Consider the following 26,549-nt stretch of genomic DNA (forward strand, 5'->3'; position numbering starts at 1 on the left):
GGGGGTGGGGGGAAGGAACATTCCAGCCCTCCTTCGTTCTCGGACGTTGGCGCCCATCCGATACCTCACCCGGTTCCCTCCCGCCGCACGAAGCCCTGGAAGCACCGGTGTGATCTGGAGCACTCTATGCCAGAAAGCTCTAAGAAGCGAGTACTTACATCCGAAATGTGCGGCGGCTACGATCGACCGGTGCGAACACCCACACCGAGGTGCGTAGACGATCCGCTGGTCAGCGGTGTACAGGAGCGCTGGACCGAACGCGGACTGCCCGGCGCGCCCTGGCCGTTCATGGCGATGTGCTCGGTGGCCCGGCTCCACCACCTCCTCACCAAGGCCCTGGAGGCGGAGCTGAAACGGCTGGATCTCGGCCGTACCGGCTACTTCCTGCTGACCACGCTGGCGCTGACCCGCGAGGGCCAGGCCCGGCTCAGCACGCTCAGCAGGCTGATGATGCTCCACCCGACCACGGTCAAGCTGACCGTCGACCAGCTGGAGGCGGCGGGCCTGGTCGCGCGCCGCCCGCACCCCACCGACCGGCGCGCCACCCTGGTGTCCATCACCGAGGAGGGACGCGAGCGCGCCGCCGCGGCCAACGAGGCGCTGGAGTCGCCCGACGGCGCCCTCGGCGCGTTCGCCGGACGGCACCGTGAGATCTTCGACGCCCTGCAGCCGGCCCGCCTGGCGGCCGGGGACGCCGACCTGTGACCCCGTCCCGTCCGCTCGCGATGGCGTGAACCGGACGGGACGCCGCACGCGTACAGGGTCAGCGAAGGCCAAAACCGACGGGCGATAAGGCAAAGTACTCCCATGCCTCAAAGTCACGGCACGCGCAGACGTACTCCCGCGTCACGTCCGCAGGGGCGCTCCCGGCGCGGACGGACGGGACGGGCGGCAGGCCGCGCAGGAGGCGCGCAGCGCGAGTCCGGGCTCCCGCCCGCGCCCCCGTACGAGACGGGCGGTTACGGCACGGGCCCGTACGACGATCACCCGCCCCACGACGTTCACGCCGAGCCCCCGGCCCCGCCACGGCGGCGGGGACGGCGCCGACTTCTGCGGGTGCTGACCAGCAACGTCACCATCACCGTCGTGGCCCTCGCGGCGATCATGACGGCCGTCGTGGCGGTCGACTGGCACCGTTTCGCCGGCGACCCCGAGCCGCCGCCGGGCACCGAGGACCTGTCGACCAACGACATGCTGGCGATGATGACCTCGTCCGACATGGACCCCATCGCCGCCGACGCCATCGCCCAGGCCAAGAAGCGGGCCTACGAGCAGCACCAGCGCGACCTGAAGGCGTTGCGCGAGAAGGCCGAGCGGGACGCCGCCGCCCGCGCCAAGCTCAAGGCCGAGCAGGAACGCGAACGGCTGGCCCGGTCCAACCCCAGCGCCGCGCAGAACAAGGCGTACGGCAAGAAGATGAACGCCCTCAAGGGCTGGGGCCGCTGCTGGCCGTCCCTGGAGACCCTCTGGACGCACGAGAGCAGCTGGAACGAGCGCGCGGTGAACCCGTCCAGCGGCGCGTACGGCATCCCCCAGGCGCTGCCCGCCTCCAAGCTGGCCAGCGCGGGCGCGGACTGGCGCACCAGCTCCCCCACCCAGATCGCCTGGGGGCTCGGCTACATCAAGGCCCGCTACAAGGACCCCTGCGGGGCGTGGGCCTTCTGGCAGCGCAACCACTGGTACTGAACGGCTCGGTTCACGGCGGCTCCGTGAGGCACCATGTGAGCATGCGGACGAGCAGGGCCCGGACCGGGGGCAACGGCGCGGGCGAGGGCACGGGACGGCAGTGGGCGCGGGCGGACGCCACCCGCCAGGCGCTGCTGACGGCCGCCCTGGAGGTCTTCGCCGACCGGGGCTACGCCGACGCCGGCATCGCCGAGATCGTCGAGCGGTCCGGCATCAGCGTGGGCAGTCTCTACCACCACTACGGCGGCAAGGCCGGCCTGTACCTGGCGCTGTGGGAGGACCTCAGCGCCGAGCAGGAGCGCAGCGCCGCCGAGGCGGTGGCCACCGCCCGCAGGGACGGCGAGCGCGACCCGATCGCGCTGTTCATCGCCGGCGCCCGCGCCTACCTCCGGGTCTGCTGGGAGCGGCGGGAGGCCGCCCGGCTGTTCCACGGCGGCGAGGGCCCGTCCGGCTTCTCGCTGATGCGCCGCACCCGCGCCCGCCAGTGGATCGGGCAGAACACCAAGCTGCTGCGCGGCATCGCCGGCACCGGACGTCCCGAGCAGGTGCTCAGCCTGGTGCTGACCACCGTGATCGGCGAGGCGGGCCGCGAGATCGCGCTCGCCGACGACGAGTCGGACGCCACCGAGATCATCGAAGAGGTCTGCCGCATCCTGATCCGCCTGGCGGGCTGACCGGCGCTCCGGCCGCGGGTCCGCCGCCAATTCGCCTGCCCGACCCCGCTGCGTACCGATAGCCTGACCGTCGGCCACGCGCACGCTGACAGGAGACGTGACCCCACATGCCCACCTCCACGTGGTTCCGGCTCAACGTCGCCAAGCGCGAACGGGTCCTCGAAGTGGCGATGCGCGAGTTCGGCGAGCACGGGTACTCGACCGGCAGCCTGAACACCATCGCCCGCGAGGCCGGCATCGCCAAGGGCTCGTTGTTCCAGTACTTCTCCGACAAGCTCGAGTTCTTCGCGTTCGTGTGCGACGAGACGTCCCGCCGCATCCGCGAGGAGATGGAACGCCGCATCGCCCGCCTGGACTTCGACCAGCCCTTCGACGACTGGCTGTTCGACGTCCTGTGCGAGTGGACCGAGTACATGGCGGACCATCCGCTGGAACGCGCGGTCACGGCGGCCACCAACTTCGAGCTCGACAACGCGGTGCGCTCGGTGGTGCGCGACACCGCCAACCAGCACTACCTCCAGGTCCTCCACCCGGTGCTGAAGCTGTGGCAGGAGCGCGGCGACATCCGCGAGGACGCCGACCTGGACGTACTGGCGACGATCATGCTGATGACGCTGCCGCACCTGGCGCTGGCCCCGTACTACGACGGACTCGACCCCGTCCTCGGCCTGCGCGGCCGCACCCCCGCCGAGCAGCGCGCCATCATCCGCCGCCTCATCTCCGGCCTCCGCCCCGTCTTCGCGCCGCTCAAGTAGCACCCCGCTCCGGTGGCGCCCCGCGTGGCGCCCCGTGTGGGGCCGCGAAAACCTGTTGCGCCTGCCCACGGGCGCGATGGAACACTGCGCGGATGTCCGTACCCCGTACCGAACTTCTGCTGCGCCAGCTCGACATCGCCTGGGCGCTGTTCGAATACCACCTGAAGGACCTCGACGACGCGGTGTGCCTGTGGGAGCCGGCGCCGCACTGCTGGACCGTCCGGCAGGACGAGCGGGCACGCTGGGTCGCCGACTGGCAGGTGCCCGAGCCCGACCCGGTGCCCGCCGTGACGATCGCCTGGGTGACCTGGCACATCGGCTACTGGTGGACCACCGTGCTCGGGCACTGCTTCGGCGACGGCGCCCCCGACCGCGAGGAGATCACCTGGCCGGGCGGCGCGGCCGCCACGGCCGCGTGGCTGGGCGGGCTCAAGGACCGCTGGCGCGAGGAGCTGACGCGGCTCGGCGACGCCGACCTGGACTCCACCGAGCGCACGGCCACCCTGCCGTGGGGCGAGATGACGCTGGCGGACGTGGCGGGCTGGGTCACCGTCGAGCTGACCAAGAACGTCGCCGAGGTCGGCCTGCTCCGCAACCTGCACGGCGCGCGCAACCCCGCCTGAGGCGGACCGGGCGGCGACGTGCGCCGCAACGCCCGACGGCATCCCTGACGCCGGCGCGACACCCACCCGGCGCCCGGGAGAGGCCCGCCCGCCGGGGGTTGAATCGTCTGCGGGGTTCGTGCTCTGATCGCTTCCGACGATATGCGGGCAGAGGGATCGGCGCGTGGAGGTGCGACGGGTGCTCTCGCGGACGGCGGGCGGTACGGTCCTGGCCGGGCTCGGAGCGGCGGCGATTCTGGGGGTGATGGCGCCGCCTGTGCTGGCCGATCCCACGCCGTCGCCGAGCGGCTCGTCGTCGAGCGAGCCGTCCGAGGAGCCCACCTCACCGGAGCCCACGCCGAGCGACCCGCCGTCAAGCGAGCCGCCTCCGAGCGACCCGCCGACCAGCGAACCCCCTCCCAGCGACCCGCCGACCAGCGAGCCGCCCCCCAGCGAACCACCGACCAGCGAACCACCGCCCAGCGAACCGCCGCCGGGCGAGAACCCGCGGACGCCGGTGCTGTCGCTGGGCGTGTCGGTGTCGAAGAAGTCGGTGCGGCCCGGCGAGTCGGTGACCGCGACCGCCAAGGTCAAGGCGGCCAAGGCGACGGCGGAGGAGACCAGGCTCAGCGTCAACGCCGCCGACGTGACGGTGAAACCGGGCAGCGTGGCGCTCGGCAAGGTCGGCGCCGGCGGGCGCACCGCGCGGGTGACGGTGCGGGTGCCGTCCGACGCCGAGCCCGGCACGGTCAGGCTCACCGCGAAGGTCACCGCGGCCAAGGCCAAGCCGGTGTCGCGGACGTTCACGTTCAAGGTGACCGAGGCGCCGTCGAGCGGCGGCGGCTCGGGCTCCGGGTCGGGTTCGGGGTCCGGTTCCGGAACGTCCGGGCTGACCGGCGCGGCGCCCCAGGTGGCGCCGCCGCTGACCAACTCCTCGTTCCAGTCGGTGCCGGCGATCCGCTCGCCGCAGGTGGCGCTGCCGCCGGTGTCCGCACCGCAGCTGGCGCCGAGCCCGACGCCGATCACGCCCGTGGCGGGGCTTCGGGCCATGCCGGACGACGGCTGGGACGCCGGGGACCTGGCCGCGATCCAGGCCGGCTGGCTGGCCGCGCTGACCGCGACGGGCGCCATCGTGTTCGTCCGGGTGCGCGTGGCGCGGCGCCGCCGCGACGTGCGCCGCGCCCGCCACCTGTACGCCGGCAAGCGCCTGACCGTGGCCCGCCTGCGCACCCTGCCCCCGCAACCGGCCGGAAGGGTCCGCAGGCGCGCGCTCAGCGGATGAGGATGTAGTCCTCCGGCCTGGCCTTGCGGGTGCTCGCCCAGAATTCGAAGGTGTGGCCGGGCCACAGGGTGCGGTTGACGCCGCCCTCGTCCAGGTACCAGCTCTGGCAGCCGCCCTCGTTCCACACCGCGCGGCGCAGGCGGCGCTGCATGCGGTCGTTGAAGCGGCGCAGCGCCGCCGGACGCGGCTCGATCGCGTCGGCGCCGTGCTCGGCCAGCAGCCGCAGGCAGCTCAGCACGTGCTGGATCTGCACCTCGATCATGAAGACGACCGAGTTGTGGCCGAGGCCGGTGTTGGGCCCCAGCAGGAAGAACAGGTTCGGGAAGCCGGGGACGGTGGTGCCCCGGTACGCCTCGATGCCGTTCGCCCACACTTCCTGGATCTTCACGCCGTCGCGGCCGACGACGCGCTGTTCGGCCAGCGCGTCGGTCACCTTGAAGCCGGTGCCGTAGATGATGGCGTCGACCTGGTACTCGCGGCCGTCCGCGGTGACGATCGAGTGCTCGCGCACCTCGGCGATGCCGGCGGTCTCCAGCTCCACGTTCGGCCGCGTGAGCGCGGGATAGTAGTCGTTGGACAGCAGGATCCGCTTGCAGCCGATGGTGTAGTCGGGGGTCACCTTGGCGCGCAGCTCCGGGTCGGGGATCTGCCGCCGGATGTGCCGCAGCGCCACCTGCTTCTGCGGGCCGGACAGCCGCGGGTCGATGGTGAAGCCGACGGCGCGCGCCTCCAGCACCCAGTAGATGCCGTTGCGGAACGCGCGGGCGGCGCCGGGCACCGTCTTGAGCAGGCCGCGGGCCGGGGCCGGGAACGTGAAGTCGGGCTTGGGCTGGATCCATGGCGCGGTGCGCTGGAACACCACCAGCTCGGCGGCCTGCTCGGCGACCTTCGGGACGAACTGGATGGCCGACGCGCCCGTCCCGATGACCGCCACGCGCTTGCCGGTCAGGTCGTAGGAGTGGTCCCACTCGGCGGAGTGGAACGCGGTGCCCCGGAAGTTCTCGATGCCGGGCAGGTCGGGGTACTTGGGGATGTGCAGCGCGCCGATGCCCGACACGACCGCCCGGGGGCGCAGGACGGTGCCGTCGGCGGTGGTGACGTTCCAGCGCCGCGCCGTCTCGTCGTACTCCATCGTCTCGACCGCGACGCCGAAGCGGATGTGCCGCCGGACGTCGTACTTGTCGGCGGTGCGCTCCAGGTAGGCGCGGATCTCCGGCTGCGGCGCGAACATGCGCGACCAGCCGGGGTTGAGCTCGAAGGAGAACGAGTACATGTGCGACGGCACGTCGCAGGCGCAGCCGGGATAGGTGTTGTCGTGCCAGGTCCCGCCCAGGGCCGGGCTCTTCTCCAGTACCACGAAGTCGTGGAAGCCGTGCCGCTTCAGCTGGATCGCCATGCCGAGCCCGGCGAAGCCGGAGCCGACGATGACGATCGCGGGGTGCCGTTCGTCCATGCTCGTCCCTCCACGTGACCTACTATGAGTAAGTTACTCGCGGTAGCTTACTGACGGTAGGTCCAATGAATAGGATTCTTCTGTGAACACCGCCACACCGGGTGCCGACCCGGGGCCGCCCCGGCGCCGCCGCATGTCGCGCGCCGAGCGGGAGCGGCAGATGCTGGACGTCGCCGAGCAGGTGTTCACCGAGCGCGGCTACCGCGGCACGTCCATGGACGAGATCGCCGAACGCTGCGGGGTGTCCAAGCCGATGCTCTACGAGTACTTCGGCTCCAAGGACGGGCTGCTGCTGGCCTGCATGGGCCGGGCCAAGGCCGAGCTGTACGAGGTGACCCAGAAGGCCATGGCCGGGGCGAGCACCCCCGACGACATCCTGTGGCGCGGCATGGTCGCCTACTTCTCCTTCATCGACTCCCACAGCCGTCCCTTCGCGATGCTGCTGCAGGAGCCGCTGTCGGGGCCGCCGGAGACCGCCGAGGCGATCGAGGAGACCCGCCGCCAGCAGAGCGAGCTGATCGCCGGGGTGCTGCGCACGTTCGCCCCGGACGCCCCCGCCACCGCCGTCGCCGCCTACACCCAGATCATCGTGGGCGCCTGCGAACGGCTGGCGCTGTGGCGGGCCGGACACCCGGAGCTGACCGTGGAGGACGCGGCCCGCCACATGACCGATTTCTGCCGCCACGGACTCGCGCCGTACCTGAAGTGATCGCGCCGGCGGGCGCCCGCTGAGTACGGTTGGGGTACCCCTTGCCTCCCGGAGGTGCCCATGCCCATCGCGCAGTTCGACGGAGCGCTGGCCGTCGTCACCGGCGCCGGCCGCGGCCTCGGCCGGGCCACCGCGCTCGCCCTGGCCGAACGCGGCGCGACGGTCGTCGCCGCCGACCTCGACCTGCCCGCCGCCGAGCACACCGCCGCGCTGACCGGGGATCTCGGCCCGGCCGGCGTCGCCTACCAGGTGGACGTGTCGGACGCAGCGGCGATGGAGCGGTTCGCCGCCTGGGTGCGGGCCGAGCACCGGGTGCCCGACATCGTGGTCAACAACGCCGGCATCCTGGTCACCGGCCCGTTCCTGGAGACCGGGCTGGACGACTGGGAGCGGATCGTCGGGGTCGACCTGTGGGGCGTCATCCACGGCTGCCGCCTGTTCGGCCGCCAGATGGCCGAGCGGGTGCGGGCGCTGCCGGTCCGGCCCGAGCCGCCCAACTTCGGCGGGCACATCGTCAACATTGCCTCGGCCGCCGCGTTCGCGCCCTGGCGCGGGCAGGCCGCCTACAACACCACCAAGGCCGCGGTGGTGATGCTGAGCGAGTCGCTGCGCGCCGAGCTGGCGGGCCTGCGGATCGGGGTCACCGCCGTCTGCCCCGGCTTCACCGCCACCGGCATCGCGCAGGCCGCCACGTTCGTGGGGCTGGACGAGGCCGGGCGGCGCCGGGCGCGCGAACGCGCGGAGAAGGCGCTGCGGGTGCGCAACTACCCGCCGGAGAAGGTCGCCGAGCACATCGTCACGGCGATCGTGAAGAACAAGCCGCTGGTGCCGGTCTCCGCCGAGAGCCACATGGCGCGCGTGCTGTCGCGCGTGTCGCCCGGCACCATGCGCATGCTGGCCCGCGTCCCGAGCCCCCTGCGCTGAACGCTCAGGGGCGTGGGGCGGGTCTGAGCAGGTCGGCCGCCGAGCGTTCGACGACCGCGACGCCCGGCGGGTGGTCGAGCAGGGCGATGGCCGCCGCGTAGCCCTCGCCGGGGTCGAGCGTGCGCATGACGATCCGTCCCGGCATGTCGGGACGGCGGCCCCACGCCAGCAGCCTGGGCGCCTCGGCGGCGGGCGACACGGTGACGTCGGTCAGGGGGACGCGCAGCCCGTCCCCGGTGGCCTTGACCACGGCCTCCTTGCGCGTCCAGTACGTCAGCAGCTCGTCCCGGCCCATGTCCGGGCCGCCGGCGGACGCCTCGATCTCGGACGCGCCCAGCACGTGCCGGACGATGCCGGCGCCCAGCTCGCGGTCGGCGGCCTCCACGTCCACGCCGACCGGCCCGTGCGGGGACAGGGCCACCGCCACCCGGTCGCCGGAGTGCGACACCGAGACGTGCGGCCCGCCCTCGACGACCGGACGCCCGTGCGGCTTGCCGCAGTCCGCGCAGGCCCGCGAGATCGGCACCCGCTCCGGCGGCAGCCCGCGCAGCGCGCCCACGGCCAGCCGGGTCACCGCCACGCCGAGCGTGAACCGGTTCCGGTCCGCGTCCCGCAGAAAGCGGTCACGCCGGCCCCGCTCCACCGGGTCGAGCAACGCCACGTGCTCGGCGCCCGCCCAGCCGGGCTCGCCCCACCAAACGGTAACCGGTTCCACCTTCACTCCATTCCTACGGGCCGTCGACATTCGTCAGGATGACGATTGAGGAAAGCCGCCGCAAAGAGGACGGCGGCCGATTTTCTGCACGGGTTCGCGCGGCGGCCGCCCCGGGCGCCGGACGATTGGTCCGCGGCCGGACCGGCAAAGGCCGCGGAACGGATGCTCCATTCCGCGGCCTTGTGGTCGATCCGCCTCACCTGCGGCTACCTCACCCAGGACACTCCTGTCCGATATGCGGTCACGTCGCCGATCTCCTCCTCCCCAGGCGCTCGGCGCCGGTGGGCCCGCCATGGGCACGGGCCCCGACCGGTGTCTTTCCTCCCCTTTACGAAAACACCTTAGTTTCCCTTGACAGCGAATATGCCATGATCGGCCGATTGAGGTCAGAAACCAAGTTAACCGAAGCGGCCGCGTACTTCTCGCGCGACCGCGCCGGCATTGCTCAGGCAAGCGTTCTCCCGATCCCGTGCGGCCGCCGCGTCGCGGGCCTGCTCGCTGTAGGCGACCGTGACGACCACGTTGCGGATGCGCATCGTGACCTGCCCCACCACCGTCGGCTGACCCTTGTCCATCTTGAACCAGCGGAACGCCTCGTCGCCGAGGCCGCGCTCACGCTCCAGGCGGACGGTGCGCTCGAGGGTGGCCTCGTGGGCCTGCGTCCACTGCGCGCCGTAGTAGCTGCGGGCGTCCTGCACCGGCGTGGCCGTGTTGGCCGGCGCGTACAGGTGGGCCTCGACGCGCAGCCAGCGGAAGTCCTTCCCGGTGGACGAGTACGTGCAGGTGGTCAACGTGCTGTTGGAGCTCTCGCGCTGCTGGGCGTTCGGCACCAGCCGCGCGACCGTCGCCCGCGGCACGCTACCGCACGGCGGCGGCAGCGAGGTGATCGGGTGGGCCGTGTCCGGCGACGGCGACGCGGACGCCCGCGACCGCGACGCGGAGGGCGAGGACGAGGGCGACGACGGCGACGACGTGGCTGTGGACGTGGCGCCCGGATCGGTCACCGACCCGCGGTCCTCGTCCGGCGGCGACGACGTGGACGCGGCCCGCTCGCCGTCGTCCCCGCCCGGCGCCAGGACGAACACCGCCCCTGCGGCCAGCGCGAACGCCACCAGCGCGACCACCACGGCCAGCAGGCGCGGCCGCCGTCCCGACGGCGGCTCGGGCGCCGAGTAGACCCGCTGGAACTCCGACGGACGCGGAAGGCCCACTCTCCCGCTCCTCACTCCCGGCCGTCCGCGGCACGCGTCGCGCGCCCCGCGCGGGCCCGGGCATCGCACCACCCCTACCCCAGGCAAGGTAATAAGACGAGCAAGGTACTGACCAGGGCCCCCGGAAGCGCCAATTGTCAGACTCCGAAGCCACAATGGGTCGTGTGTTGCTGGAGCGGATCGCCCGTACCTCGGGGACGGTGGCCGGGACGTCGGCGCGCAAGGCCAAGGTCGGGGCGCTGGCCGAGTGCCTGCGGGCCGCGGCCCCCGACGAGGCGCCCATCGTGGTGGCCTACCTGTCCGGTGAGCTTCCGCAGCGCCAGATCGGGGTCGGGTACGCCGCGCTGCGCGATCTGCCGCCGCCCGCCGCCACGGCGACGCTGACGGTCCCGCAGGTGGACGCGGCGTTCACCGAGATCGGCGCGGTGTCCGGCAAGGGCTCGGTGGCCCGGCGGCGCGAGCTGGTGGGCGCGCTGATGGCCCGCGCCACCCATGCCGAGCAGGACTTCCTCATCCGCCTGCTGGCCGGTGAGCTGCGCCAGGGCGCGCTGGACGGGGTGATGGCCGAGGCGATCGCCGCAGCCGCCGGGGTGCCCGCCGCCGAGGTGCGGCGCGCGGCCATGCTGCGCGGCGCGCTCGGCCCGGTCGCCACCGCCGCCCTCGCCGAGGGCGTGCCGGGCCTGCGCGCCTTCGGGCTGCAGGTCGGCCGCCCGATCCGTCCCATGCTGGCGGCCTCCGCCCCCACGCTCGACGAGGCGTTCGCCAAGCTCCCCGTGGGGGGAGCCGATCAGGCCGCCGACGCCGCCGTCGAGTGGAAGCTCGACGGCATCCGCGCCCAGATCCACATCCGCCGCGTCCCCGCGCACGAGGACGGGCACGAGGACGAGGACGCGCACGGGCACGGGCACGACGACGCGCGGCAGGACGCCGGCCGGGTCGAGGTGCGGATCTTCACGCGGACGCTGGACGAGATCACCGAGCGGCTGCCGGAGGTCGTGGAGGTGATGCGCGGGCTGCCGGTGCGGGACGCGGTGTTCGACGGGGAGCTGATCGCGCTGCGTCCGGACGGGCGGCCGCACCCGTTCCAGGTCACCGCCGCGCGCACCGCCACCCGCACCCGCAAGATCGCCGAGCCGGTGCCGCTGTCGGTGTTCCTGTTCGACGTGCTGCACCTGGACAGCGTCGACCTGCTGGACGCGCCGGGCGCCGAGCGCGGCGCGGCGCTGGCCCGGGTGGTGCCCGGCGACCTGCGCATGCCGCGGCTGGTCACCGGCGACCCGGGCGAGGCCAAGCGGATGTTCGACGAGGCGGTGGCGCACGGCCACGAGGGCGTGGTGGTCAAGTCGCTCGCCTCCCCCTACACCGCGGGCCGCCGCGGCGCCGGGTGGATCAAGGTCAAGCCGCGCCACACCCTCGACCTGGTGGTGCTGGCGGTGGAGTGGGGGCACGGCCGCCGCCGCGGTTTCCTGTCCAACCTGCACCTGGGCGCCCGCGACCCGGCCACCGGCGGGTTCGTGATGCTCGGCAAGACGTTCAAGGGCCTGACCGACGAGCTGCTGGCCTGGCAGACCGAGCGGCTGCGGGCCCTGGCCACGCACGAGGACTCCTGGACGGTGCACGTGCGTCCCGAACTGGTGGTCGAGATCGCGTTCGACGGGGTGCAGCGCAGCCCCCGCTACCCCGGCGGCATCGCGCTGCGGTTCGCCCGCGTCCTGCGCTACCGCCCGGACAAGTCCGCCGCCGAGGCCGACACGATCGACACCGTCCGCGCCGTCGCCCCGGTGCTGGACGACGAGCCGTCGCCGTGACCCCGGGCGGGAGATATCGTGCCCGGTGAACCGGGGAGGGGAGGCCGCTCATGAGCCGCGTCGTGGACCGCTGCGATCCGGGGTCGCGGGCCTGGATCGCCGAGGCCATCCGCAAGGTCGAGGCGGACGCCGGGCGCAGCGCCGACACGCACCTGCACGTGTTCCCGCTGCCGCCCGAATGGGGCGTCGACCTGTACCTCAAGGACGAGTCGGTGCATCCGACCGGGTCGCTCAAGCACCGGCTGGCGCGTTCGCTGTTCCTGTACGCGCTGGCCAACGGGTGGATCCGGGAGGGCACGACGATCATCGAGGCGTCCAGCGGGTCCACGGCGGTCAGCGAGGCGTACTTCGCGCGGCTGCTGGGCCTGCCGTTCGTGGCGGTGATGCCGGCGGCGACCAGCCCGGAGAAGATCGGGCTGATCGAGTTCCACGGCGGCCGCTGCCATCTGGTGGACGACCCGGCGGCGATCTACGACGAGTCGCGGCGCCTGGCCGAGGAGTGCGGCGGGCACTTCATGGACCAGTTCACCTACGCCGAGCGCGCCACCGACTGGCGCGGCAACAACAACATCGCCGAGTCGATCTACGAGCAGATGCGGCTGGAGCGCTTCCCCGAGCCGGCGTGGATCGTGGTCGGCGCGGGCACCGGCGGCACGTCGGCGACGATCGGCCGGTACGCGCGCTACCGCCGCTACCAGACGCGGGTGGCCGTCGTCGACCCGGAGGGCTCGGCGTTCTTCGGGGCCTTCCGCGACGAGGACCCCGCCCGCACCGCGACGGGCTCGCGGATCGAGGGCATCGGACGGCCCCGGGTCGAGCCGTCGTTCCTGCCCACCGTGATCGACCGGATGATCCGGGTGCCGGACGCGGCGTCCATCGCCGCCATGCGCTGGACCGCCGAGGTCACCGGGCGCGGCGTCGGCGGCTCCACCGGCACCAACATGTGGGGCGCGGTCGAGCTGATCGCGCAGATGCGGGCGCGCGGCGAGCGCGGCAGCGTGGTCACGCTGATCTGCGACGGCGCGGAGCGGTACGCCGGGACGTACGGGTCGGACGCGTGGCTGGCCGACCGGGGGCTGGACGTCACCCCGTACCTGGAGGCGCTGCGCGCCTTCCACAAGACCGGCGAGATGCCCGTGTCGTCGGACGACGGCATGCCGTGACCGAGGCGCCCGTCCGGCGGGCACGCCGGGCGGGCGGGCCCGTCAGCCCGAGAACCTGATGGGGTTGACGAGGTCGGCGTAGATCAGCAGGCCGCCCATGACGATCAGCACGGCGGCCATCACGTAGGTCACCGGCAGCGCCTTGGCGACGTCCACGTACCCGGGGTCGGGGCGGCCGAGCAGCCGCGCGACGCCCTTCTTGAGCGCCTCCAGCAGCGCCCCGGCCATGTGCCCGCCGTCCAGCGGCAGCAGCGGGATCAGGTTGAACAGGGCGACCGCCAGGTTCACCGAGCCGAGCAGGGCGATGAACATGGCGAGCTTCTCCACCACCGGGCTCTCGGAGGCGGCGATCTCGCCGCCGAGGCGGCTCACCCCGACCACGCCGATCGGCCCGTTGGGGTCGCGTTCCTCGCCGCCGAAGGCCGCCTGCCACACCCCGACCATCCGCTCGGGCAGGCGCAGCAGCGACCCGGCGGTGTGCGCGGTCAGCTCGCCCATGTAGTCGGCGACGGCCACCGGGCCCTGCCGCTCGCGCTCCTGCAGCGGGGTGATGCCGAGGAACCCGACGTTGACGACCTTGTCGGTGTCCTCCAGGTCGTACATCTGGTTGCGGGTGACGGCGATGTTCAGGTTCATCGTGCGGCCGTCGCGCTCGACGACGACGGGCACGGTGCGGCCGCCGGAGTCGCGGATCAGCCCCTGCAGCTGCTCGTAGGAGGAGATCTTGCGGCCGTCGTAGGAGACGAACCGGTCCCCCGCCTGCAGCCGCGCCTGCGCGGCGGGCGTGGGCGTGTAGTTCGCCGGGCACTCGGTGGTCTGCTGCCCGGCCGGGATGGCGCACTTGGCCACCGAGCCGATCACCGGCTGCGGGGTGGGCGTGCCGATGCCCATCAGCAGGATCGCGAAGAAGATCACGGCCAGGACCAGGTTCATGGCCGGTCCGGCGAACATGATGATGAGCTTCTGCCACCACTTCTTGGCGTAGAAGACGCGGTCCTCGTCGCCCGGCCGGACCTCTTCCAGCGCCGCGCCGCGGGCCGACTCGATCAGCCCCTGCCACGGGCCGGTGGAGATCTGCCGGACCTGCCCGGGCCGGTCTCCCCTGCGCGGCGGCAGCATGCCGATCATGCGGATGTAGCCGCCGAGCGGGATCCACTTGACCCCGTACTCGGTCTCCCCCTTGGTGCGCGACCAGAGCGTGGGCCCGAAGCCCACCATGAACTGGGTGGTGCGCACGCCGAACAGCTTGGCGAAGGAGAAGTGCCCGAGCTCGTGCAGCGCGATGGACGCCATCAGGCCCAGGAAGAGGATCAGCACCCCCGTCAGCCAGTCCACCGTGGCATCCCTCCGTGATCTCCGGCAACCCGCTCAGGGTACGTCATGAGATACGCGTCCGACCGCGTACGAATTCACCTTGGCCGCTCCGGGCCGTTCAGGCCAGGAAACCCCGCAGCAAGGCGCCCGTGCCCTCCAGGTGCTCGACGACGGCGCGGCGCGCCGCGTCCGGGTCCCCGGCGAGGACGGCCTCGACGATCGCGGCGTGCTGGACGGCGGCGTGCTCGATGTTGCGGCGCAGCACGGGGATCGCGTTGAGCAGGTCGGTGACGCGCATCCGGGCGTCGGCGCAGGCGGCGGCCAGCAGCGGCGACCCGGTCAGCTTGGCGATGGTCAGGTGGAAGCGGACGTCCAGGCGCCGGTACCCGGCCAGGTCGGCGCCGTTGACGGCGGCCAGCGCGGCGCGCAGCCGGTCGGCCTGCCCGCCGGTCAGCCCGGTGGAGGCCAGGTGCGCGGCGGCGCCGCTCTCCACGGCCAGCCGGTAGGTGAGGGCGTCGCTCAGCTCGGCGCCGCGATCGGCGGCGACCCGGGCCAGGTCGCCGTCGCGGGGACGCGGCGGCCGGTAGGTGACGAACGTGCCGCCCGCGCGGCCGCGCCGCGACTCGACGTACCCCTCCTGCTGCAGCGCGCGGATCGCCTCGCGCAGCGTCACCCGGCTCACGCCCAGGCGGGGCGCCAGCTCGCGCTCGGGCGGCAGCCGCTCGCCGTGGTCGACGACGCCCAGCTTGATCGCCTGCAGCAGCCGCTCGACGGTCTCCTCGAACGCGTTGCCCTCCCGGACGGGGCGGAACACGATCGAGGCGACCGTCGCGGGCTCGTCCCCGGTCACTTCTCCGCCCTCCCGACGCCGTCCTCGTTCCGTGGGCAAAGGGTAGACGCCGGGCCGGCGGCCCGGCCCGGCGTCGCCCGCCGCGGCGAGGTCAGGCGGGCGCGCCCGCGCCCGGCTCCCTCTCGCCGCCGAGCACGGCCAGCTCGGTGTCGTCGAGGGTGGTGCGCGGTCCGGTGAACCAGCGGCGCGCCGACAGCAGCCACCAGCCGCCGACCAGCAGCAGCACCACGCCGAGGGCGATGGGGGCGTAGTTGACCGCCGTCCAGTCGAAGTCGCCGCCGCCCGGCACCCCGGCGGGCGCCAGCGGCAGCACGAAGTACACCGAGATCACCGCGATCTCGATGACCGCGATCCAGCACATGACCTTGTACTTGGCGCCCAGCGTCCAGGGGCCCGGCCGGAAGGCGTCGCCCATCCGCAGCCGCAGCCAGATCGGGATGAGGAACGCCAGGTACAGCCCGATCACCGCGATCGACACCACCGCGTAGAACGCCACGGGCGTGCCGGTGGGGCTCTTGTAGAGGGCGGGCAGGGTCAGCACCAGCGCGGCTGCGCAGCCCATGATGATCGCGTTGACGGGGGTGCGGTTGCGGTCCACCTTCGCCCACAGCCGCGAGCCGGGGATGCCGCCGTCGCGGGCGAAGGCGTAGGTCATCCGGGACATGCTGGTGACGCAGCTCATCCCGCAGCAGAACTGGCCGATCACCGAGATCGCCACCACGATCTTGGCCAGCGCCGGGCTGAGCGCGGTGGTGAAGATCGCCGACACGGCGCCGAACTGCTCGTTCACCGCGTCGACGTCGGTGGCGGCGAACAGGAAGGCCAGCAGCAGGATCCAGCCGCCGACGCCCGAGTAGGCGATGGAGCGCCACAGCCCCTGCGCGGCGGTGCGGGCCGCGCCGCGCGTCTCCTCCGACACGTGCGCGCAGGCGTCGAACCCGGTGATCGTGTACTGGGTCAGCAGGAAGCCGAGGGGCAGCACGTAGAACCAGTACATGCCCTCGGAGAAGCCGGAGTTGTTGATCCGCTCGGTGAACACGAACGAGACGCTCTGGTGCGAGTCGGGCCCGAACACCAGGATCGCCACGACGGCGGCGACGCCGAACACGTGCCACCACACCGAGATGTTCTGCAGCAGCGCCACCAGCCGGTGCCCGAAGATGTTGATCAGCGCGTGCAGGACGAGGATCACCAGGAACAGCCCGAAGACGAAGCCCAGGTCGCCACCCCAGTCCTCGTTCAGCATGCCCAGCAGCACGTTGAGGAAGGTGGCGGCGCCGTAGTCCACCGACGCGGTGACCGCGACCAGGCCGATCAGGTTGAGCCAGCCGGTGAACCAGCCGTGCACCGGACGGCCCATCCGCGCCGCCCACCAGTAGATGCCGCCCGCCGTCGGGTACGCCGACACCAGCTCCGCCATGCAGAAGCCGATGACCAGGATGAAGCCGGCGATGATCGGCCAGCCCCAGGCGATGGCGACCGGCCCGCCGTTGTTCCAGGCCTGCCCGAAGGTGGTGAAGCAGCCGGACAGGATCGAGATGATCGAGAAGGAGATGGCGAAGTTGGAGAAGCCGCTCCAGGAGCGGTCCAGCTCCTGCTTGTATCCGAGTTCGGCGAGCCGCCTGGCGTCGTCGTCGAGCCGCGGGTCGGCGTGCGGGTCGGCCTTTGGGTCGGCGTGCGGGTCGGGCTGTCGGGCCATGGGGCCTCCTCGTGAGGCGATGGGCGGTTTCGGGGTCAGGGGCCGGCGAGGAGCTCCGGCCCGAGGGCGCCGACGACCGCCCCGGCCGCCTCGGCGCCCGCCTCGCTGGTGAGGTGGGCGGCGACGCAGCGCATCCCGGCGGCGCGCGCCGCCTCGATGCCGAACGGGGAGTCCTCGAACACCACGACGTCGGCCGGCCGGAGCGCGGGGCCCCGGCCGGACGGGGTGGGAGCCTGGCGTGACAGCAGGTCCAGGGCGCGCAGGAAGGTCTCGGGGTCGGGCTTGCCCGCCCGCACGTCCTCGACGGTGACGATCGCGTCGAACGCGCCGGCGAGCCCGGCCGCCGACAACACCAGGTCGACCTCGGCCCGGAAGGCGCCGGTGCCCACGGCCAGCGGAACCCGCCCGGCCAGCGCCCGGATCAGCGCCGCCGCCCCGGGCCGCACCGGCGGGGCGTCCCGCACCCGCTCGGCGTACCGCCGCACCCGCGCCTCGATGATCCGCGCCGCCAGGGCGTCGCGGGCCGGCCCGGCGGGAGCCGGGTCGCAGCGCTCCAGGACGGCGGTGACGATGGCGGGGTCGCTGCGCCCGGCGAGGTCGGTGAAGTAGGTGTCACGTTCCAGGACGACGCCGAGGTGCTCGGCGAGGATCTCGGCGTACACCTCGTACTGCAGCGTCTCGTCGTCGGTGATGGTGCCGTTGAAGTCGAAGATCGCGGCGCGGACGCCGGGGAGCCCGGCGATCGTCAGGCCCGGCCCGGTCATCGGGCGGCCCGCACGGTGTCGATGAGCCGACCGAGACCCGGGTCGGTGAGGTCGCGCAGGGCCTGGCCCCATTTGTCGGCGGCCTCGGCCCAGTAGTCGAACTCGGCGTCGGCCGCGTCGGCGGCCAGCAGCCCGTGGTGGACGGAGAACCACAGCGTCCACGTGTAGTTGGACGCCAGCAGGTAGAGCCGTACCCGGGCGACCAGCGCCTCGGTCAGGTCGGCGCCGAAGTAGGCCGCGGCCAGGGCGGCGGCGCGGTCGGGGTCGAAGTCGGCCTCGGCGGCGATGTTGCCCAGCTCGAAGGCGGGGTCGTTCATGCCGGACAGCTGGTAGTCGACGATCCGCACCGCCGCGCCCTCGTCGATGAGGTTCTCCGGCAGCAGGTCGTTGTGGCAGGGGACGAGCGGCAGCGGCGCGGCGTCCATGGCGCGTTCGATGCCGGCCATGACCGGCAGGTGGTCGGCGTAGCCGTCGGGCACCCGCAGCCCGTGGCGGCGGCACAGCGCGACCAGCTCGTCCTGCTTGCGGAAGATGCTGAACCGGTTGCCGAACGGGTCGGGCGCGGCGTGCAGCCTGCGGCAGGCGGCGGCGACGCGCGGGATCATGCCGGGGTCGCGCACGTCGTCCCGGCCGAGGGTGCGGCCGTCGACGAACTCCAGCAGCAGCGCGGGCCGCCCGTCGGCGTAGTCCTCGACGACCGCCAGCACGCGCGGGCCGACGCCGGCGCGGGCCGCGCGCACGGTGTTGTCGATCTCCTGGCGCAGCGGGACGCCGAGCCCGGCCTCGCTCACCGCCGGGTCGAGGATCCGCAGGACGTAGCGCCGCCCGCCGGTGTCGACGCGGATGACGCGGTGGCTGAGGCCGCCCTTGAGCGTGGTGCAGGTGACCCCGGCGCCGGACGGGTCCGGCGGCAGACCGGCTCGGGCGAGCACTTCCTCGATGGCAGCGGCCATGAACCGTCCCCAGTGTGAGTTCGGCGTTACATGGATTGGGCTGCCCTTAACCCATTGGAAACACGATCTGGGCGTCCGGGGGCCCGTCCATGCCCCCCGAAGACGTTCGATGTCCTGGAAGTCTGCGAGCGTGAGCGGCCCGCGTCAATAGGGCGCCGACGGTTTTCTTTCGGTTCGACCGCAACCCCTTTTGGTATGTCCATTGGCGTGGTAGGAAGTCGGTCATGACGGACGGAAGCGACGAATCGCTGCGTGGCCGGGCCTGGGAGGGCGTGCTGGCGGCCATCCGCGAGGGCGGCTACCTGCCCGGCGACCGGCTGCCGCCCGAGCGCGAGCTGGCCGAGCGTCTCGGGGTCAGCCGCGCCACGCTGCGCCTGGCCCTGCACGACCTGGAGCGCGCCGGGCAGGTGGTGCGGCGCCCCGGGCGCGGCGGCGGCACGTTCGTGGCCGCGCCCAAGGTGGAGCGCGACCTGGCGCACTTCGCCGGGCTGGCCGAGTACATCCGCCGGCAGGGCATGGTCGCCGGGACGCGGGTGATCGCGGTGGCGCTGACCGTCCCCGAGCCGCCGGTCGCCGAGGCGCTGCGGCTGGACCGGGACGAGCCGGTCGTGGCGGTCACCCGGGTGCGGCTGGCGGGCGGGGAGCCGATCGCGCTGGAACGCTCCCGCTTCCCCGCCCGGCGCTTCCCCGACCTGGCCGAGCAGGCGCTCGGCGGCTCGCTGTACGACCTGCTGCGCGACAAGTACGGCGAGTCGCCCGAACGCGCCGTCGAGCGCATCGAGCCGGTGGCCGCCGACGCCGAGACCGCCGGGCTGCTGGACGTGGCGCCCGGCACCCCGCTGCTGGCCGTGCAGCGGGTCGCCTACAACGCGGCGGGCGAGCCGATCGAGCACGCCGACGACCTGTTCCGCGGCGACCGCACCCGCGTCGTCGTCTGGACGTCCCCCGAAGAACGCTGACCCCCGGCCCGGACGCCACCCCCGCACACGAACCGATCCCGGCACGCACGAACCGATCCCGGCACGCACGAACCGACCCTGGCACGCATGAAGGGACCCCCGTGTCGAAGAACCTCCCCGGCCGCGCGCGCGTCGTCGTCATCGGCGGCGGCGTGGGCGGCACGAGCATCGCCTACCACCTGGCCGAACTGGGCGAGCGCGACGTCGTCCTGGTCGAGCGGGCCGACCTGACCAGCGGCTCGACGTTCCACTCGGCGGGCCTGGTCGGGCAGCTGCGCGCCGACCCCACGCTGACCCGCATGAACATGTACTCGGCCGAGCTGTACCGCAGGCTCCAGCAGGGCGACGACCCGCCCGGCTGGGTCGAGTGCGGCGGCATCCGGCTGGCGGGCACGCCCGAGCGGATGCAGGAGATCCGGCGGCAGATCGGCTGGGCCCGCACCTTCGGGCTGCCGCTGGACGAGATCTCGCCGGACGAGGCCAAGGCGATGTTCCCGCTGATGAGCACCGAGGGCGTGGTCGGCGCGGCGTACCTGGCCACCGACGGGTACGTGGACCCCTCCCAGCTCACCTACTCGCTGGCGGCGGGGGCCCGCGCGGGCGGCGTGCGGATCTTCACCCGCACCCGGGTGCTCGGCGTCGAGGTGAAGGACGGCCGCGTCACCGGCGTGCGCACCGACCGCGGGGACGTCGAGGCGGAGATCGTGGTCAACTGCGGCGGCATGTTCGCCGCCGAGATCGGGCGGATGGCCGGGGTGCGGGTGCCGATCGTGCCGATGTCGCACCAGTACCTGGTGACCGAGCCGCTGCGGACGCGCAGCGGGCCCGGGGGCGGGCGGGGACGGCTGCCGACCCTGCGCGACCCCGACCACCTGGTCTACTTCCGCGAGGAGGTGGACGGCCTGCTCATGGGCGGGTACGAGCGCGACTCGGCGTCCTGGTCGCTGCCGGACGACGGCGGCAACGGCCACGACGCGATCCCCGCCGACTTCAACGGGCGGCTGCTGGCCGAGGACTGGGACCGCTTCGAGGAGATCACCGCCAACTCCCAGCTGCGCGTGCCGGCGATGGCCGACGCCGGGATCCGCAAGCTGATCAACGGGCCGGAGGCGTTCACCCCCGACAACGAGTTCTGCCTGGGCGAGACCGAGGTCGCGGGATTCTTCGTGGCGGCCGGGTTCTGCGCGCACGGCATCGCGGGCGCCGGCGGCATCGGCAAGGTCATGGCCGAGTGGATCACGGCGGGCGAGCCGCCCATGGACCTGTGGCACATGGACATCCGCCGCTTCGGCCCGCACTACCGGTCGCCGTCGTACACGCTCAAGCGCACGGTGGAGAACTACGAGACCTACTACGACATCCCCTATCCCGACCGGGAGCGCACGGCCGGGCGTCCGCTGCGGGTCTCCCCCGTCTACGCCTGGCACGAGGCGCACGGCGCGGTGTTCGGCGAGAAGGCGGGCTGGGAGCGGGTCAACTGGTACGAGCCGAACGCGGCGGCCGGGGACGAGTCGCTGCGTCCGCGCGGCTGGGCGGGACGGGCCTGGTCCCCGGCGATCGGCGCCGAGCACGCCGCCACGCGCACCGCGGCGGGCCTGTTCGACGAGACGTCGTTCGCCAAGATCGAGGTGACGGGGCCGGGCGCGGCGGGCCTGCTGGAGCGGCTGTGCGACAACCACGTCGCCCGCGAGGTCGGCGCGGTCACCTACACCCAGTGCCTCAACTCGCGCGGCGGCATCGAATGCGACTTCACCGTCACCCGCACGGCCGGGAACGCGTTCCTGATCGTCACCGGGACGGCGTTCGGCGGCCACGACCTGGACTGGATCAGGCGGCACGCCCCGTCCGACGGCTCCGTGCGCGTCGGCGACGTGACCGGGCAGTACGCCTGCTTCGCGCTGTGGGGGCCGCGTGCCCGCGACCTGCTGGCGCCGCTCACCCCCGACGACGTCTCCGACGCGGCGTTCCCGTACCTGACGTCCCGCGAGATCGTCGTCGGCGACGTGCCGGTGCGGGCGCTGCGCGTGACGTTCGCCGGTGAGCTGGGCTGGGAGCTGTACTGCTCCAGCGAGTACGGCGCGGCGCTGTGGCGCGCGCTGGCCGCCACCGGGGCGACGCCGGGCGGCTACCGGGCGATCGACAGCCTCCGCCTGGAGAAGGGCTACCGGATGTGGGGCGCCGACATCTCCCCTGACCGCAACCCCTACGAGGCGGGGCTGGGCTTCTGCGTCAAGCTCGACAAGCCGGGCGGCTTCCTCGGCCGTGACGCGCTCGTCGCCGCCAGGGAGCGCGGCGTCGCCGAGCGGCTGCGCTGCCTGACGCTGGACGACCCGCGCGCCGTCTGCCTGGGCAACGAGCCCGTGCGCGTCGGGGACGACGTGGTGGGGCGGGTCACCTCGGGCGGCTACGGCTACACCGTGGGCACGTCGATCGCCTATGCCTACCTGCCCGCCGACCGGGCCGCGCCCGGCGCGAAGGTCGAGGTCGAACTGTTCGGCGAGTGGGTGACGGGCGAGGTGGCCCGCGAGCCGTTGTTCGATCCCGCGAACGCGCGCGTCCGCTCTTGACACCCCGGCCCCCCGACCCGGATAAATGGACTTCGTCCAGACCATTCGCTCTCCGACATCCCGGTCCGCCCCATGCCACAGAGATGAGCGTCTTGTGAGGAACCCCGGTCTGATCACGCTGGACGAGCTCCGCGACGAGGCGGCCGCGGGCCGGATCGACACCGTCATCATCGCGATCACCGACATGCAGGGCCGCCTGCAGGGCAAGCGCCTGTCGGCCCGGTACTTCCTGGACGAGGTCGCCGCCCACGGGTCGGAGGGCTGCAACTACCTGCTGGCCGTGGACGTCGACATGAACACCGTCGACGGGTACGCGATGTCGTCCTGGGAGACCGGGTACGGCGACTTCGTGATGCGCCCCGACCTGGCCACGCTGCGGCGCGTCCCCTGGCAGGAGGGCGCCGCGCTGGTCTTCGCCGACCTGACGTGGGAGGACGGGACGGACGTCGTCGCGTCGCCGCGGCAGATCCTGCGGCGCCAGCTCGCCCGGCTCGCCGAACGCGGGTGGGGCGCGTACGTGGGCACCGAGCTGGAGTTCGTCGTCTACCAGGACTCCTACGAGCAGGCCTGGACGAAGGGGTACCGCGACCTGACCCCGGCCAACCAGTACAACGTCGACTACTCGCTGCTCGGCGGCGCCCGCGTCGAGCCGCTGCTGCGCCGCATCCGGCTGTCGATGGAGGGCGCCGGGATGTACGTCGAGTCGGCCAAGGGCGAGTGCAACCTCGGCCAGCACGAGATCGCCTTCCGGTTCGCCGACGCGCTGACCACCTGCGACCAGCACGTCCTCTACAAGACCGGGGCCAAGGAGATCGCCGCCCAGGAGGGCATGTCGATCACGTTCATGGCCAAGCCGAACGAGCGCGAGGGCAACTCCTGCCACGTCCACGTCTCGCTGCGCGCCGAGGACGGCACGCCGGTCATGGCCGGGGACGGCCCGTACGGCCTGTCGGAGATCGGGGAGCACTTCGTCGCCGGCCAGCTGGCATGCCTGCGCGACCTCACGCTGCTGTACGCGCCGAACGTCAACTCCTACAAGCGCTACCAGCCCGGCTCGTTCGCCCCGACGGCGATCAAGTGGGGGGTGGACAACCGCACGTGCGCGCTGCGGCTGGTCGGCCACGGGCCGTCGCTGCGGGTGGAGAACCGGGTGCCGGGCGGCGACGTCAACCCCTACCTGGCCGTCGCCGCGCTGGTCGCCGCCGGGCTGCACGGCGTCGACGAGCGGCTGCCGCTGGAGGAGGCCTACCGCGGCAACGCCTACGTCTCCGACGCGCCGCGGGTGGTGGGGACGCTGCGCGAGGCGGCCGCGGACTGGCGCTCCAGCGCGCTCGCCCGCAAGGTGTTCGGGGACGAGGTCGTCGAGCACTACGCCAACGCCGCCCGGGTGGAGCTGGACGCCTACGACCGTGCCGTGACCGACTGGGAACTGTTCCGCGGCTTCGAGCGCCTGTGAGGGGACCGATGGACTTCGATGTGATCAACCCGGCGACCGAGGAGGTCGTCGCGGCCGTGCCGATGGCCTCCACCGAGGAGGTCGACGCGGCGGTGGAACGCGCCAAGGCCGCGTTCCCCGCCTGGCGCGCCGTGGCGCCCGGCGACCGCGCCCGGCTGCTGCGGGCGTTCGCCGCGCAGGTCGACGACCACGCCGACGAGCTGGTCGACCTGGAGGTGACCAACTGCGGGCACCCGCTCGGCCAGGCCCGCTGGGAGGTCGCCAACCTGCGCGACACGCTGTACTACTACGCCGCCGCGCCCGAACGCCTCACCGGGCGGCAGATCCCCGTGCCGGGCGGCCTGGACGTGACGTTCCACGAGCCGCTGGGCGTGGTCGGCGTGATCGTCCCGTGGAACTACCCGATGCCGATCATGGGCTGGGGCGTGGCCCCGGCGCTGGCCGCGGGCAACACCGTGATCGTCAAGCCGTCGGAGCTGACCCCGCTGACCGCCCGCCGCGTCGGCGAGCTGGCGCTGGCGGCGGGCCTGCCCGAGGGCGTGCTGCAGGTGCTGCCCGGGGAGGGCCCGGTGGCGGGCCGGCGGCTGGTGAACCACCCGGACGTCCGCAAGATCGTGTTCACCGGGTCGACGCGGGTGGGCCGGGAGATCCTGGCCGCGTCAGGGCCCCGTGTCAAGCGGGTCACGCTGGAGCTGGGCGGCAAGAGCGCCAACATCGTCTTCGCCGACGCCGACGTGGAGCGGGCCGCCGCCGCGGCCCCGCTCGCGGTGTTCGAGAACGCCGGGCAGGACTGCTGCGCCCGCTCCCGGATCCTGGTGCAGCGCCCCGTCTTCGACCGGTTCATGGAGCTGCTGGAACCGGCCGTCCGCGACGTCGTCGTGGGCGACCCCCGCAAGGACGACACCGAGGTCGGGCCGCTGATCAGCGCCGCGCACCGCGCCAAGGTCGCCTCGTTCGTGCCGGACGACGCGCACGTGGCGTTCCGCGGCTCGGCCCCGGACGGCCCGGGGTTCTGGTTCGCGCCGACCGTGCTGCTGGCCCCCGGCGACCCGGCGCGCCTGCCCGCCTGGACCGAGGAGGTGTTCGGCCCGGTCGTGGTCGTCGCGCCGTTCGACGACGAGGACGAGGCCGTCCGGCTGGCCAACGACACCGAGTACGGCCTGTCCGGCTCGATCTGGACCCGCGACGTGGGCCGCGCCGTGCGCGTCTCCCGCGCCGTCGACTCGGGGAACCTGTCGGTCAACTCCAACTCGGCGGTGCGCTTCTGGACGCCGTTCGGCGGGTTCAAGCAGTCCGGGCTGGGCCGCGAGCTCGGGCCGGACGCCCTCGACGCGTTCACCGAGGTCAAGAACGTCTTCATCGCTACCGAGTAGGAGTGGCTCAGGATGCAGCGCTTGCAGGACCGGGTCGCCGTCGTCACCGGAGGCGGCGGCGGCATCGGGCTGGCCACCGCGCGCCGGTTCGCGCGCGAGGGCGCGAAGGTCGTCGTCGCGGACGTCGACGAGACCGCGGGCAAGGCCGCCGCCGAGGAGGTCGGCGGGCTGTTCGTCCGCACGGACGTGGCGCGGGAGGACGAGGTCGAGGCCCTGTTCCGGGCCGCCAAGGAGGCCTACGGCCGCGTCGACGTCGCGTTCAACAACGCCGGGATCTCCCCGCCCGACGACGCGTCCATCCTGGACACCGGGCTGGACGCCTGGCGGCGCGTGCAGGAGGTCAACCTGACCAGCGTGTACCTGTGCTGCAAGCACGTGCTGCCGTACATGCGCGAGCAGGGCAGGGGCTCCATCGTCAACACCGCGTCGTTCGTGGCGGTGATGGGCGCGGCCACCTCGCAGATCTCCTACACCGCGTCCAAGGGCGGCGTGCTGGCCATGACCCGCGAGCTGGGCGTGCAGTTCGCCCGCGAGGGGATCCGGGTGAACGCGCTGTGCCCCGGACCGGTGGACACGCCGCTGCTGCGCGAGCTGTACGCGGCCAACCCGGAGGAGGCGGCGCGGCGCCTGGTGCACATCCCGATGGGCCGGTTCGCCGAGGCCGACGAGATCGCCGCCGCGGTGGCGTTCCTGGCCTCCGACGACGCCTCGTTCATCACCGCGTCCCAGTTCCTGGTGGACGGCGGGATCTCCGGCGCCTACGTCACCCCGCTATGACCGGCACCGCGAACGAGACGAGCCGCCCCGTCATCGGCATCACCGGATACGTCGAGGACGCGAGCTTCGGCGTGTGGAACATGCGGTCGGCGCTGGTGCCCTACGCCTACGTCCGGCAGGTGGCCGAGGCGGGCGGGCAGCCGGTGCTGCTGCCGCCCGTCGGGGCGCCGGCGTCCCTGGTGGACCGGCTGGACGGGCTGGTCGTCGCGGGCGGCGGCGACATCGACCCGGCGCTGTACGGCGCCGAGCCGCACCCCGAGGTCTCCGGCGTCCGGGACTTCCGCGACGGCTCCGAGCTGGCGCTCGTGCACGCCGCGCTGGACCGCGACCTGCCGTTCCTCGGCATCTGCCGGGGCCTGCAGGTGCTGAACGTGGCGCTGGGCGGCACGCTCGTCCAGCACCTGCCGGACGTCGTCGGCGGCCGCACCGACCACTCCCCCGCCCCCGGCGTCTACGGGCACTTCCCCGTCCGCGTGGAGCCGGGGTCGCGGACGGCCGAGGCCCTCGGCGGCGACACGACGCCGACGGTGGCGCACTACCACCACCAGTCGATCGACCGGCTCGGCACCGGCCTGCGCGCCGTGGCCTGGGCGGACGACGGCGTCGTCGAGGCCGCCGAGCTGCCCGGACGCGCGTTCGCGCTGGGCGTGCAGTGGCATCCCGAGGTGGGCGACGACCCGGCGCTGTTCCTGTCCTTCGTCGCCGCGGCGCGGATCTACGCGGGAGGGGAGGCCGCTGATACGCTGACCCTGCGCCGCTGATCCCGTGCGGGAGAGCGCCCTCGCAGCCGGCGGGGGCCGCCGAAGGAGCAAATCCTCCCCGGAACCTCTCAGGCCCCAGGACCGCGCAGGCCAG

General features: G+C 73.2%; 25 protein-coding genes and 1 riboswitch. Of the genes, 17 read left to right on the forward strand and 8 right to left on the reverse strand.

Annotation, left to right across the window (positions count from 1 at the left end; translation table 11 throughout):
• Positions 1-189: 189 nt before the first annotated feature.
• From ABD811_RS21435 to ABD811_RS21460, 6 genes are all read left to right on the forward strand, one after another.
• On the forward strand, positions 190-705 hold the full coding sequence (locus ABD811_RS21435; protein WP_344950438.1) for a MarR family winged helix-turn-helix transcriptional regulator: 516 nt from the start codon (positions 190-192) through the stop codon (positions 703-705).
• Positions 706-1,056: 351 nt separating this feature from the next.
• Complete coding sequence (locus ABD811_RS21440) at positions 1,057-1,686, forward strand: aggregation-promoting factor C-terminal-like domain-containing protein (RefSeq protein WP_344950441.1); 630 nt, start codon at positions 1,057-1,059, stop codon at positions 1,684-1,686.
• Positions 1,687-1,727: 41 nt separating this feature from the next.
• Positions 1,728-2,360 (forward strand): TetR/AcrR family transcriptional regulator, encoded by a 633-nt coding sequence (locus tag ABD811_RS21445; RefSeq protein WP_344950443.1) that lies wholly within the window; start codon positions 1,728-1,730, stop codon positions 2,358-2,360.
• Between the two features lie 107 nt (positions 2,361-2,467).
• Positions 2,468-3,115, forward strand: a complete 648-nt coding sequence (locus ABD811_RS21450) for a TetR/AcrR family transcriptional regulator (protein ID WP_344950446.1) — start codon at positions 2,468-2,470, stop codon at positions 3,113-3,115.
• 92 nt (positions 3,116-3,207) lie between these two features.
• Positions 3,208-3,738: a DinB family protein gene (locus tag ABD811_RS21455; RefSeq protein WP_344950449.1), complete on the forward strand. Its 531-nt coding sequence runs from the start codon at positions 3,208-3,210 to the stop codon at positions 3,736-3,738.
• Positions 3,739-3,901: 163 nt separating this feature from the next.
• Positions 3,902-4,999 (forward strand): hypothetical protein, encoded by a 1,098-nt coding sequence (locus ABD811_RS21460; RefSeq protein ID WP_344950453.1) that lies wholly within the window; start codon positions 3,902-3,904, stop codon positions 4,997-4,999.
• Here ABD811_RS21460 and ABD811_RS21465 read toward each other — a convergent pair.
• On the reverse strand, positions 4,989-6,452 hold the full coding sequence (locus ABD811_RS21465) for a flavin-containing monooxygenase (protein WP_344950456.1): 1,464 nt from the start codon (positions 6,450-6,452) through the stop codon (positions 4,989-4,991). The genes ABD811_RS21460 and ABD811_RS21465 overlap by 11 nt on opposite strands.
• Before the next feature lie 82 nt (positions 6,453-6,534).
• Here ABD811_RS21465 and ABD811_RS21470 point away from each other — a divergent pair, with 82 nt between their 5' ends.
• The gene (locus tag ABD811_RS21470) at positions 6,535-7,161 is read left to right on the forward strand and encodes a TetR/AcrR family transcriptional regulator (RefSeq protein ID WP_344950459.1); all 627 of its coding nucleotides are present in this window, start codon (positions 6,535-6,537) and stop codon (positions 7,159-7,161) included.
• A gap of 60 nt (positions 7,162-7,221) precedes the next feature.
• Complete coding sequence (locus tag ABD811_RS21475) at positions 7,222-8,085, forward strand: SDR family NAD(P)-dependent oxidoreductase (RefSeq protein WP_344950462.1); 864 nt, start codon at positions 7,222-7,224, stop codon at positions 8,083-8,085.
• Between the two features lie 4 nt (positions 8,086-8,089).
• Here ABD811_RS21475 and ABD811_RS21480 read toward each other — a convergent pair whose 3' ends face one another.
• Both ABD811_RS21480 and ABD811_RS21485 read right to left on the reverse strand, forming a co-directional pair.
• Positions 8,090-8,800, reverse strand: coding sequence for a 4'-phosphopantetheinyl transferase family protein (locus ABD811_RS21480; RefSeq protein WP_344950465.1), 711 nt, complete (start codon positions 8,798-8,800; stop codon positions 8,090-8,092).
• Positions 8,801-9,198: 398 nt separating this feature from the next.
• On the reverse strand, positions 9,199-9,591 hold the full coding sequence (locus tag ABD811_RS21485; RefSeq protein WP_344950468.1) for a hypothetical protein: 393 nt from the start codon (positions 9,589-9,591) through the stop codon (positions 9,199-9,201).
• A gap of 1 nt (position 9,592) precedes the next feature.
• Here ABD811_RS21485 and ABD811_RS21490 point away from each other — a divergent pair, with 1 nt between their 5' ends.
• The 3 genes from ABD811_RS21490 to cds1 all read left to right on the forward strand — a co-directional run bounded on the left by ABD811_RS21490 (position 9,593) and on the right by cds1 (position 12,982).
• Positions 9,593-9,976 (forward strand): hypothetical protein, encoded by a 384-nt coding sequence (locus ABD811_RS21490; RefSeq protein ID WP_344950471.1) that lies wholly within the window; start codon positions 9,593-9,595, stop codon positions 9,974-9,976.
• A 199-nt stretch (positions 9,977-10,175) separates the two neighbouring features.
• Positions 10,176-11,819, forward strand: coding sequence for an ATP-dependent DNA ligase (locus ABD811_RS21495; RefSeq protein ID WP_344950473.1), 1,644 nt, complete (start codon positions 10,176-10,178; stop codon positions 11,817-11,819).
• A 50-nt stretch (positions 11,820-11,869) separates the two neighbouring features.
• Positions 11,870-12,982, forward strand: a complete 1,113-nt coding sequence (gene cds1 / locus ABD811_RS21500) for an L-cysteine desulfhydrase Cds1 (RefSeq protein ID WP_344950476.1) — start codon at positions 11,870-11,872, stop codon at positions 12,980-12,982.
• 42 nt (positions 12,983-13,024) lie between these two features.
• Here the strand turns inward: cds1 and ABD811_RS21505 are convergent, their stop codons facing one another.
• The 5 genes from ABD811_RS21505 to ABD811_RS21525 form a co-directional block, all read right to left on the reverse strand.
• On the reverse strand, positions 13,025-14,317 hold the full coding sequence (locus ABD811_RS21505; RefSeq protein WP_344950479.1) for a M50 family metallopeptidase: 1,293 nt from the start codon (positions 14,315-14,317) through the stop codon (positions 13,025-13,027).
• A 97-nt stretch (positions 14,318-14,414) separates the two neighbouring features.
• Positions 14,415-15,146, reverse strand: a complete 732-nt coding sequence (locus ABD811_RS21510; protein WP_344950482.1) for a FadR/GntR family transcriptional regulator — start codon at positions 15,144-15,146, stop codon at positions 14,415-14,417.
• Positions 15,147-15,237: 91 nt separating this feature from the next.
• A complete protein-coding gene (locus ABD811_RS21515; protein ID WP_344950485.1) occupies positions 15,238-16,845 on the reverse strand; it encodes an amino acid permease in 1,608 nt (535 codons plus the stop codon).
• 35 nt (positions 16,846-16,880) lie between these two features.
• Entirely contained in the window at positions 16,881-17,609 is a 729-nt protein-coding gene (locus tag ABD811_RS21520; RefSeq protein WP_344950488.1) for an HAD family hydrolase, read from the reverse strand.
• On the reverse strand, positions 17,606-18,562 hold the full coding sequence (locus ABD811_RS21525) for a phosphotransferase (RefSeq protein ID WP_344950491.1): 957 nt from the start codon (positions 18,560-18,562) through the stop codon (positions 17,606-17,608). Before ABD811_RS21525 ends, ABD811_RS21520 begins: the two co-directional genes overlap by 4 nt.
• Positions 18,563-18,786: 224 nt before the next feature.
• Between ABD811_RS21525 and ABD811_RS21530 the strand changes: the two genes are divergently transcribed.
• From ABD811_RS21530 to ABD811_RS21555, 6 genes are all read left to right on the forward strand, one after another.
• Positions 18,787-19,521: a GntR family transcriptional regulator gene (locus tag ABD811_RS21530; protein ID WP_344950494.1), complete on the forward strand. Its 735-nt coding sequence runs from the start codon at positions 18,787-18,789 to the stop codon at positions 19,519-19,521.
• Positions 19,522-19,622: 101 nt separating this feature from the next.
• Positions 19,623-22,088 (forward strand): GcvT family protein, encoded by a 2,466-nt coding sequence (locus ABD811_RS21535; RefSeq protein ID WP_344950497.1) that lies wholly within the window; start codon positions 19,623-19,625, stop codon positions 22,086-22,088.
• A 94-nt stretch (positions 22,089-22,182) separates the two neighbouring features.
• Entirely contained in the window at positions 22,183-23,544 is a 1,362-nt protein-coding gene (locus ABD811_RS21540; protein ID WP_344950500.1) for a glutamine synthetase family protein, read from the forward strand.
• Between the two features lie 8 nt (positions 23,545-23,552).
• Complete coding sequence (locus ABD811_RS21545; protein ID WP_344950502.1) at positions 23,553-24,917, forward strand: aldehyde dehydrogenase family protein; 1,365 nt, start codon at positions 23,553-23,555, stop codon at positions 24,915-24,917.
• A gap of 12 nt (positions 24,918-24,929) precedes the next feature.
• A complete protein-coding gene (locus ABD811_RS21550; RefSeq protein WP_344950505.1) occupies positions 24,930-25,694 on the forward strand; it encodes a 3-oxoacyl-ACP reductase in 765 nt (254 codons plus the stop codon).
• Positions 25,691-26,455 (forward strand): gamma-glutamyl-gamma-aminobutyrate hydrolase family protein, encoded by a 765-nt coding sequence (locus ABD811_RS21555; RefSeq protein WP_344950508.1) that lies wholly within the window; start codon positions 25,691-25,693, stop codon positions 26,453-26,455. The genes ABD811_RS21550 and ABD811_RS21555 overlap by 4 nt, the downstream gene beginning before the upstream one ends.
• A riboswitch (glycine riboswitch) is annotated at positions 26,453-26,549 on the forward strand. It overlaps the preceding gene by 3 nt.

This window comes from Actinomadura miaoliensis, assembly GCF_039536785.1.
Classification (GTDB): domain Bacteria; phylum Actinomycetota; class Actinomycetes; order Streptosporangiales; family Streptosporangiaceae; genus Spirillospora; species Spirillospora miaoliensis.

Excerpts from the sequence above, each read along its gene's own strand:
- ABD811_RS21445 (WP_344950443.1), top strand. The coding sequence starts at position 1,728 with ATGCGGACGAGCAGGGCCCGGACCGGGGGCAACGGCGCGGGCGAGGGC.
- ABD811_RS21450 (WP_344950446.1), top strand. The coding sequence starts at position 2,468 with ATGCCCACCTCCACGTGGTTCCGGCTCAACGTCGCCAAGCGCGAACGG.
- ABD811_RS21455 (WP_344950449.1), top strand. The coding sequence starts at position 3,208 with ATGTCCGTACCCCGTACCGAACTTCTGCTGCGCCAGCTCGACATCGCC.
- ABD811_RS21465 (WP_344950456.1), bottom strand. The coding sequence starts at position 6,452 with ATGGACGAACGGCACCCCGCGATCGTCATCGTCGGCTCCGGCTTCGCC.
- ABD811_RS21475 (WP_344950462.1), top strand. The coding sequence starts at position 7,222 with ATGCCCATCGCGCAGTTCGACGGAGCGCTGGCCGTCGTCACCGGCGCC.
- cds1 (WP_344950476.1), top strand. The coding sequence starts at position 11,870 with ATGAGCCGCGTCGTGGACCGCTGCGATCCGGGGTCGCGGGCCTGGATC.
- ABD811_RS21515 (WP_344950485.1), bottom strand. The coding sequence starts at position 16,845 with ATGGCCCGACAGCCCGACCCGCACGCCGACCCAAAGGCCGACCCGCAC.
- ABD811_RS21520 (WP_344950488.1), bottom strand. The coding sequence starts at position 17,609 with ATGACCGGGCCGGGCCTGACGATCGCCGGGCTCCCCGGCGTCCGCGCC.
- ABD811_RS21525 (WP_344950491.1), bottom strand. The coding sequence starts at position 18,562 with ATGGCCGCTGCCATCGAGGAAGTGCTCGCCCGAGCCGGTCTGCCGCCG.
- ABD811_RS21530 (WP_344950494.1), top strand. The coding sequence starts at position 18,787 with ATGACGGACGGAAGCGACGAATCGCTGCGTGGCCGGGCCTGGGAGGGC.
- ABD811_RS21545 (WP_344950502.1), top strand. The coding sequence starts at position 23,553 with ATGGACTTCGATGTGATCAACCCGGCGACCGAGGAGGTCGTCGCGGCC.
- ABD811_RS21550 (WP_344950505.1), top strand. The coding sequence starts at position 24,930 with ATGCAGCGCTTGCAGGACCGGGTCGCCGTCGTCACCGGAGGCGGCGGC.
- ABD811_RS21555 (WP_344950508.1), top strand. The coding sequence starts at position 25,691 with ATGACCGGCACCGCGAACGAGACGAGCCGCCCCGTCATCGGCATCACC.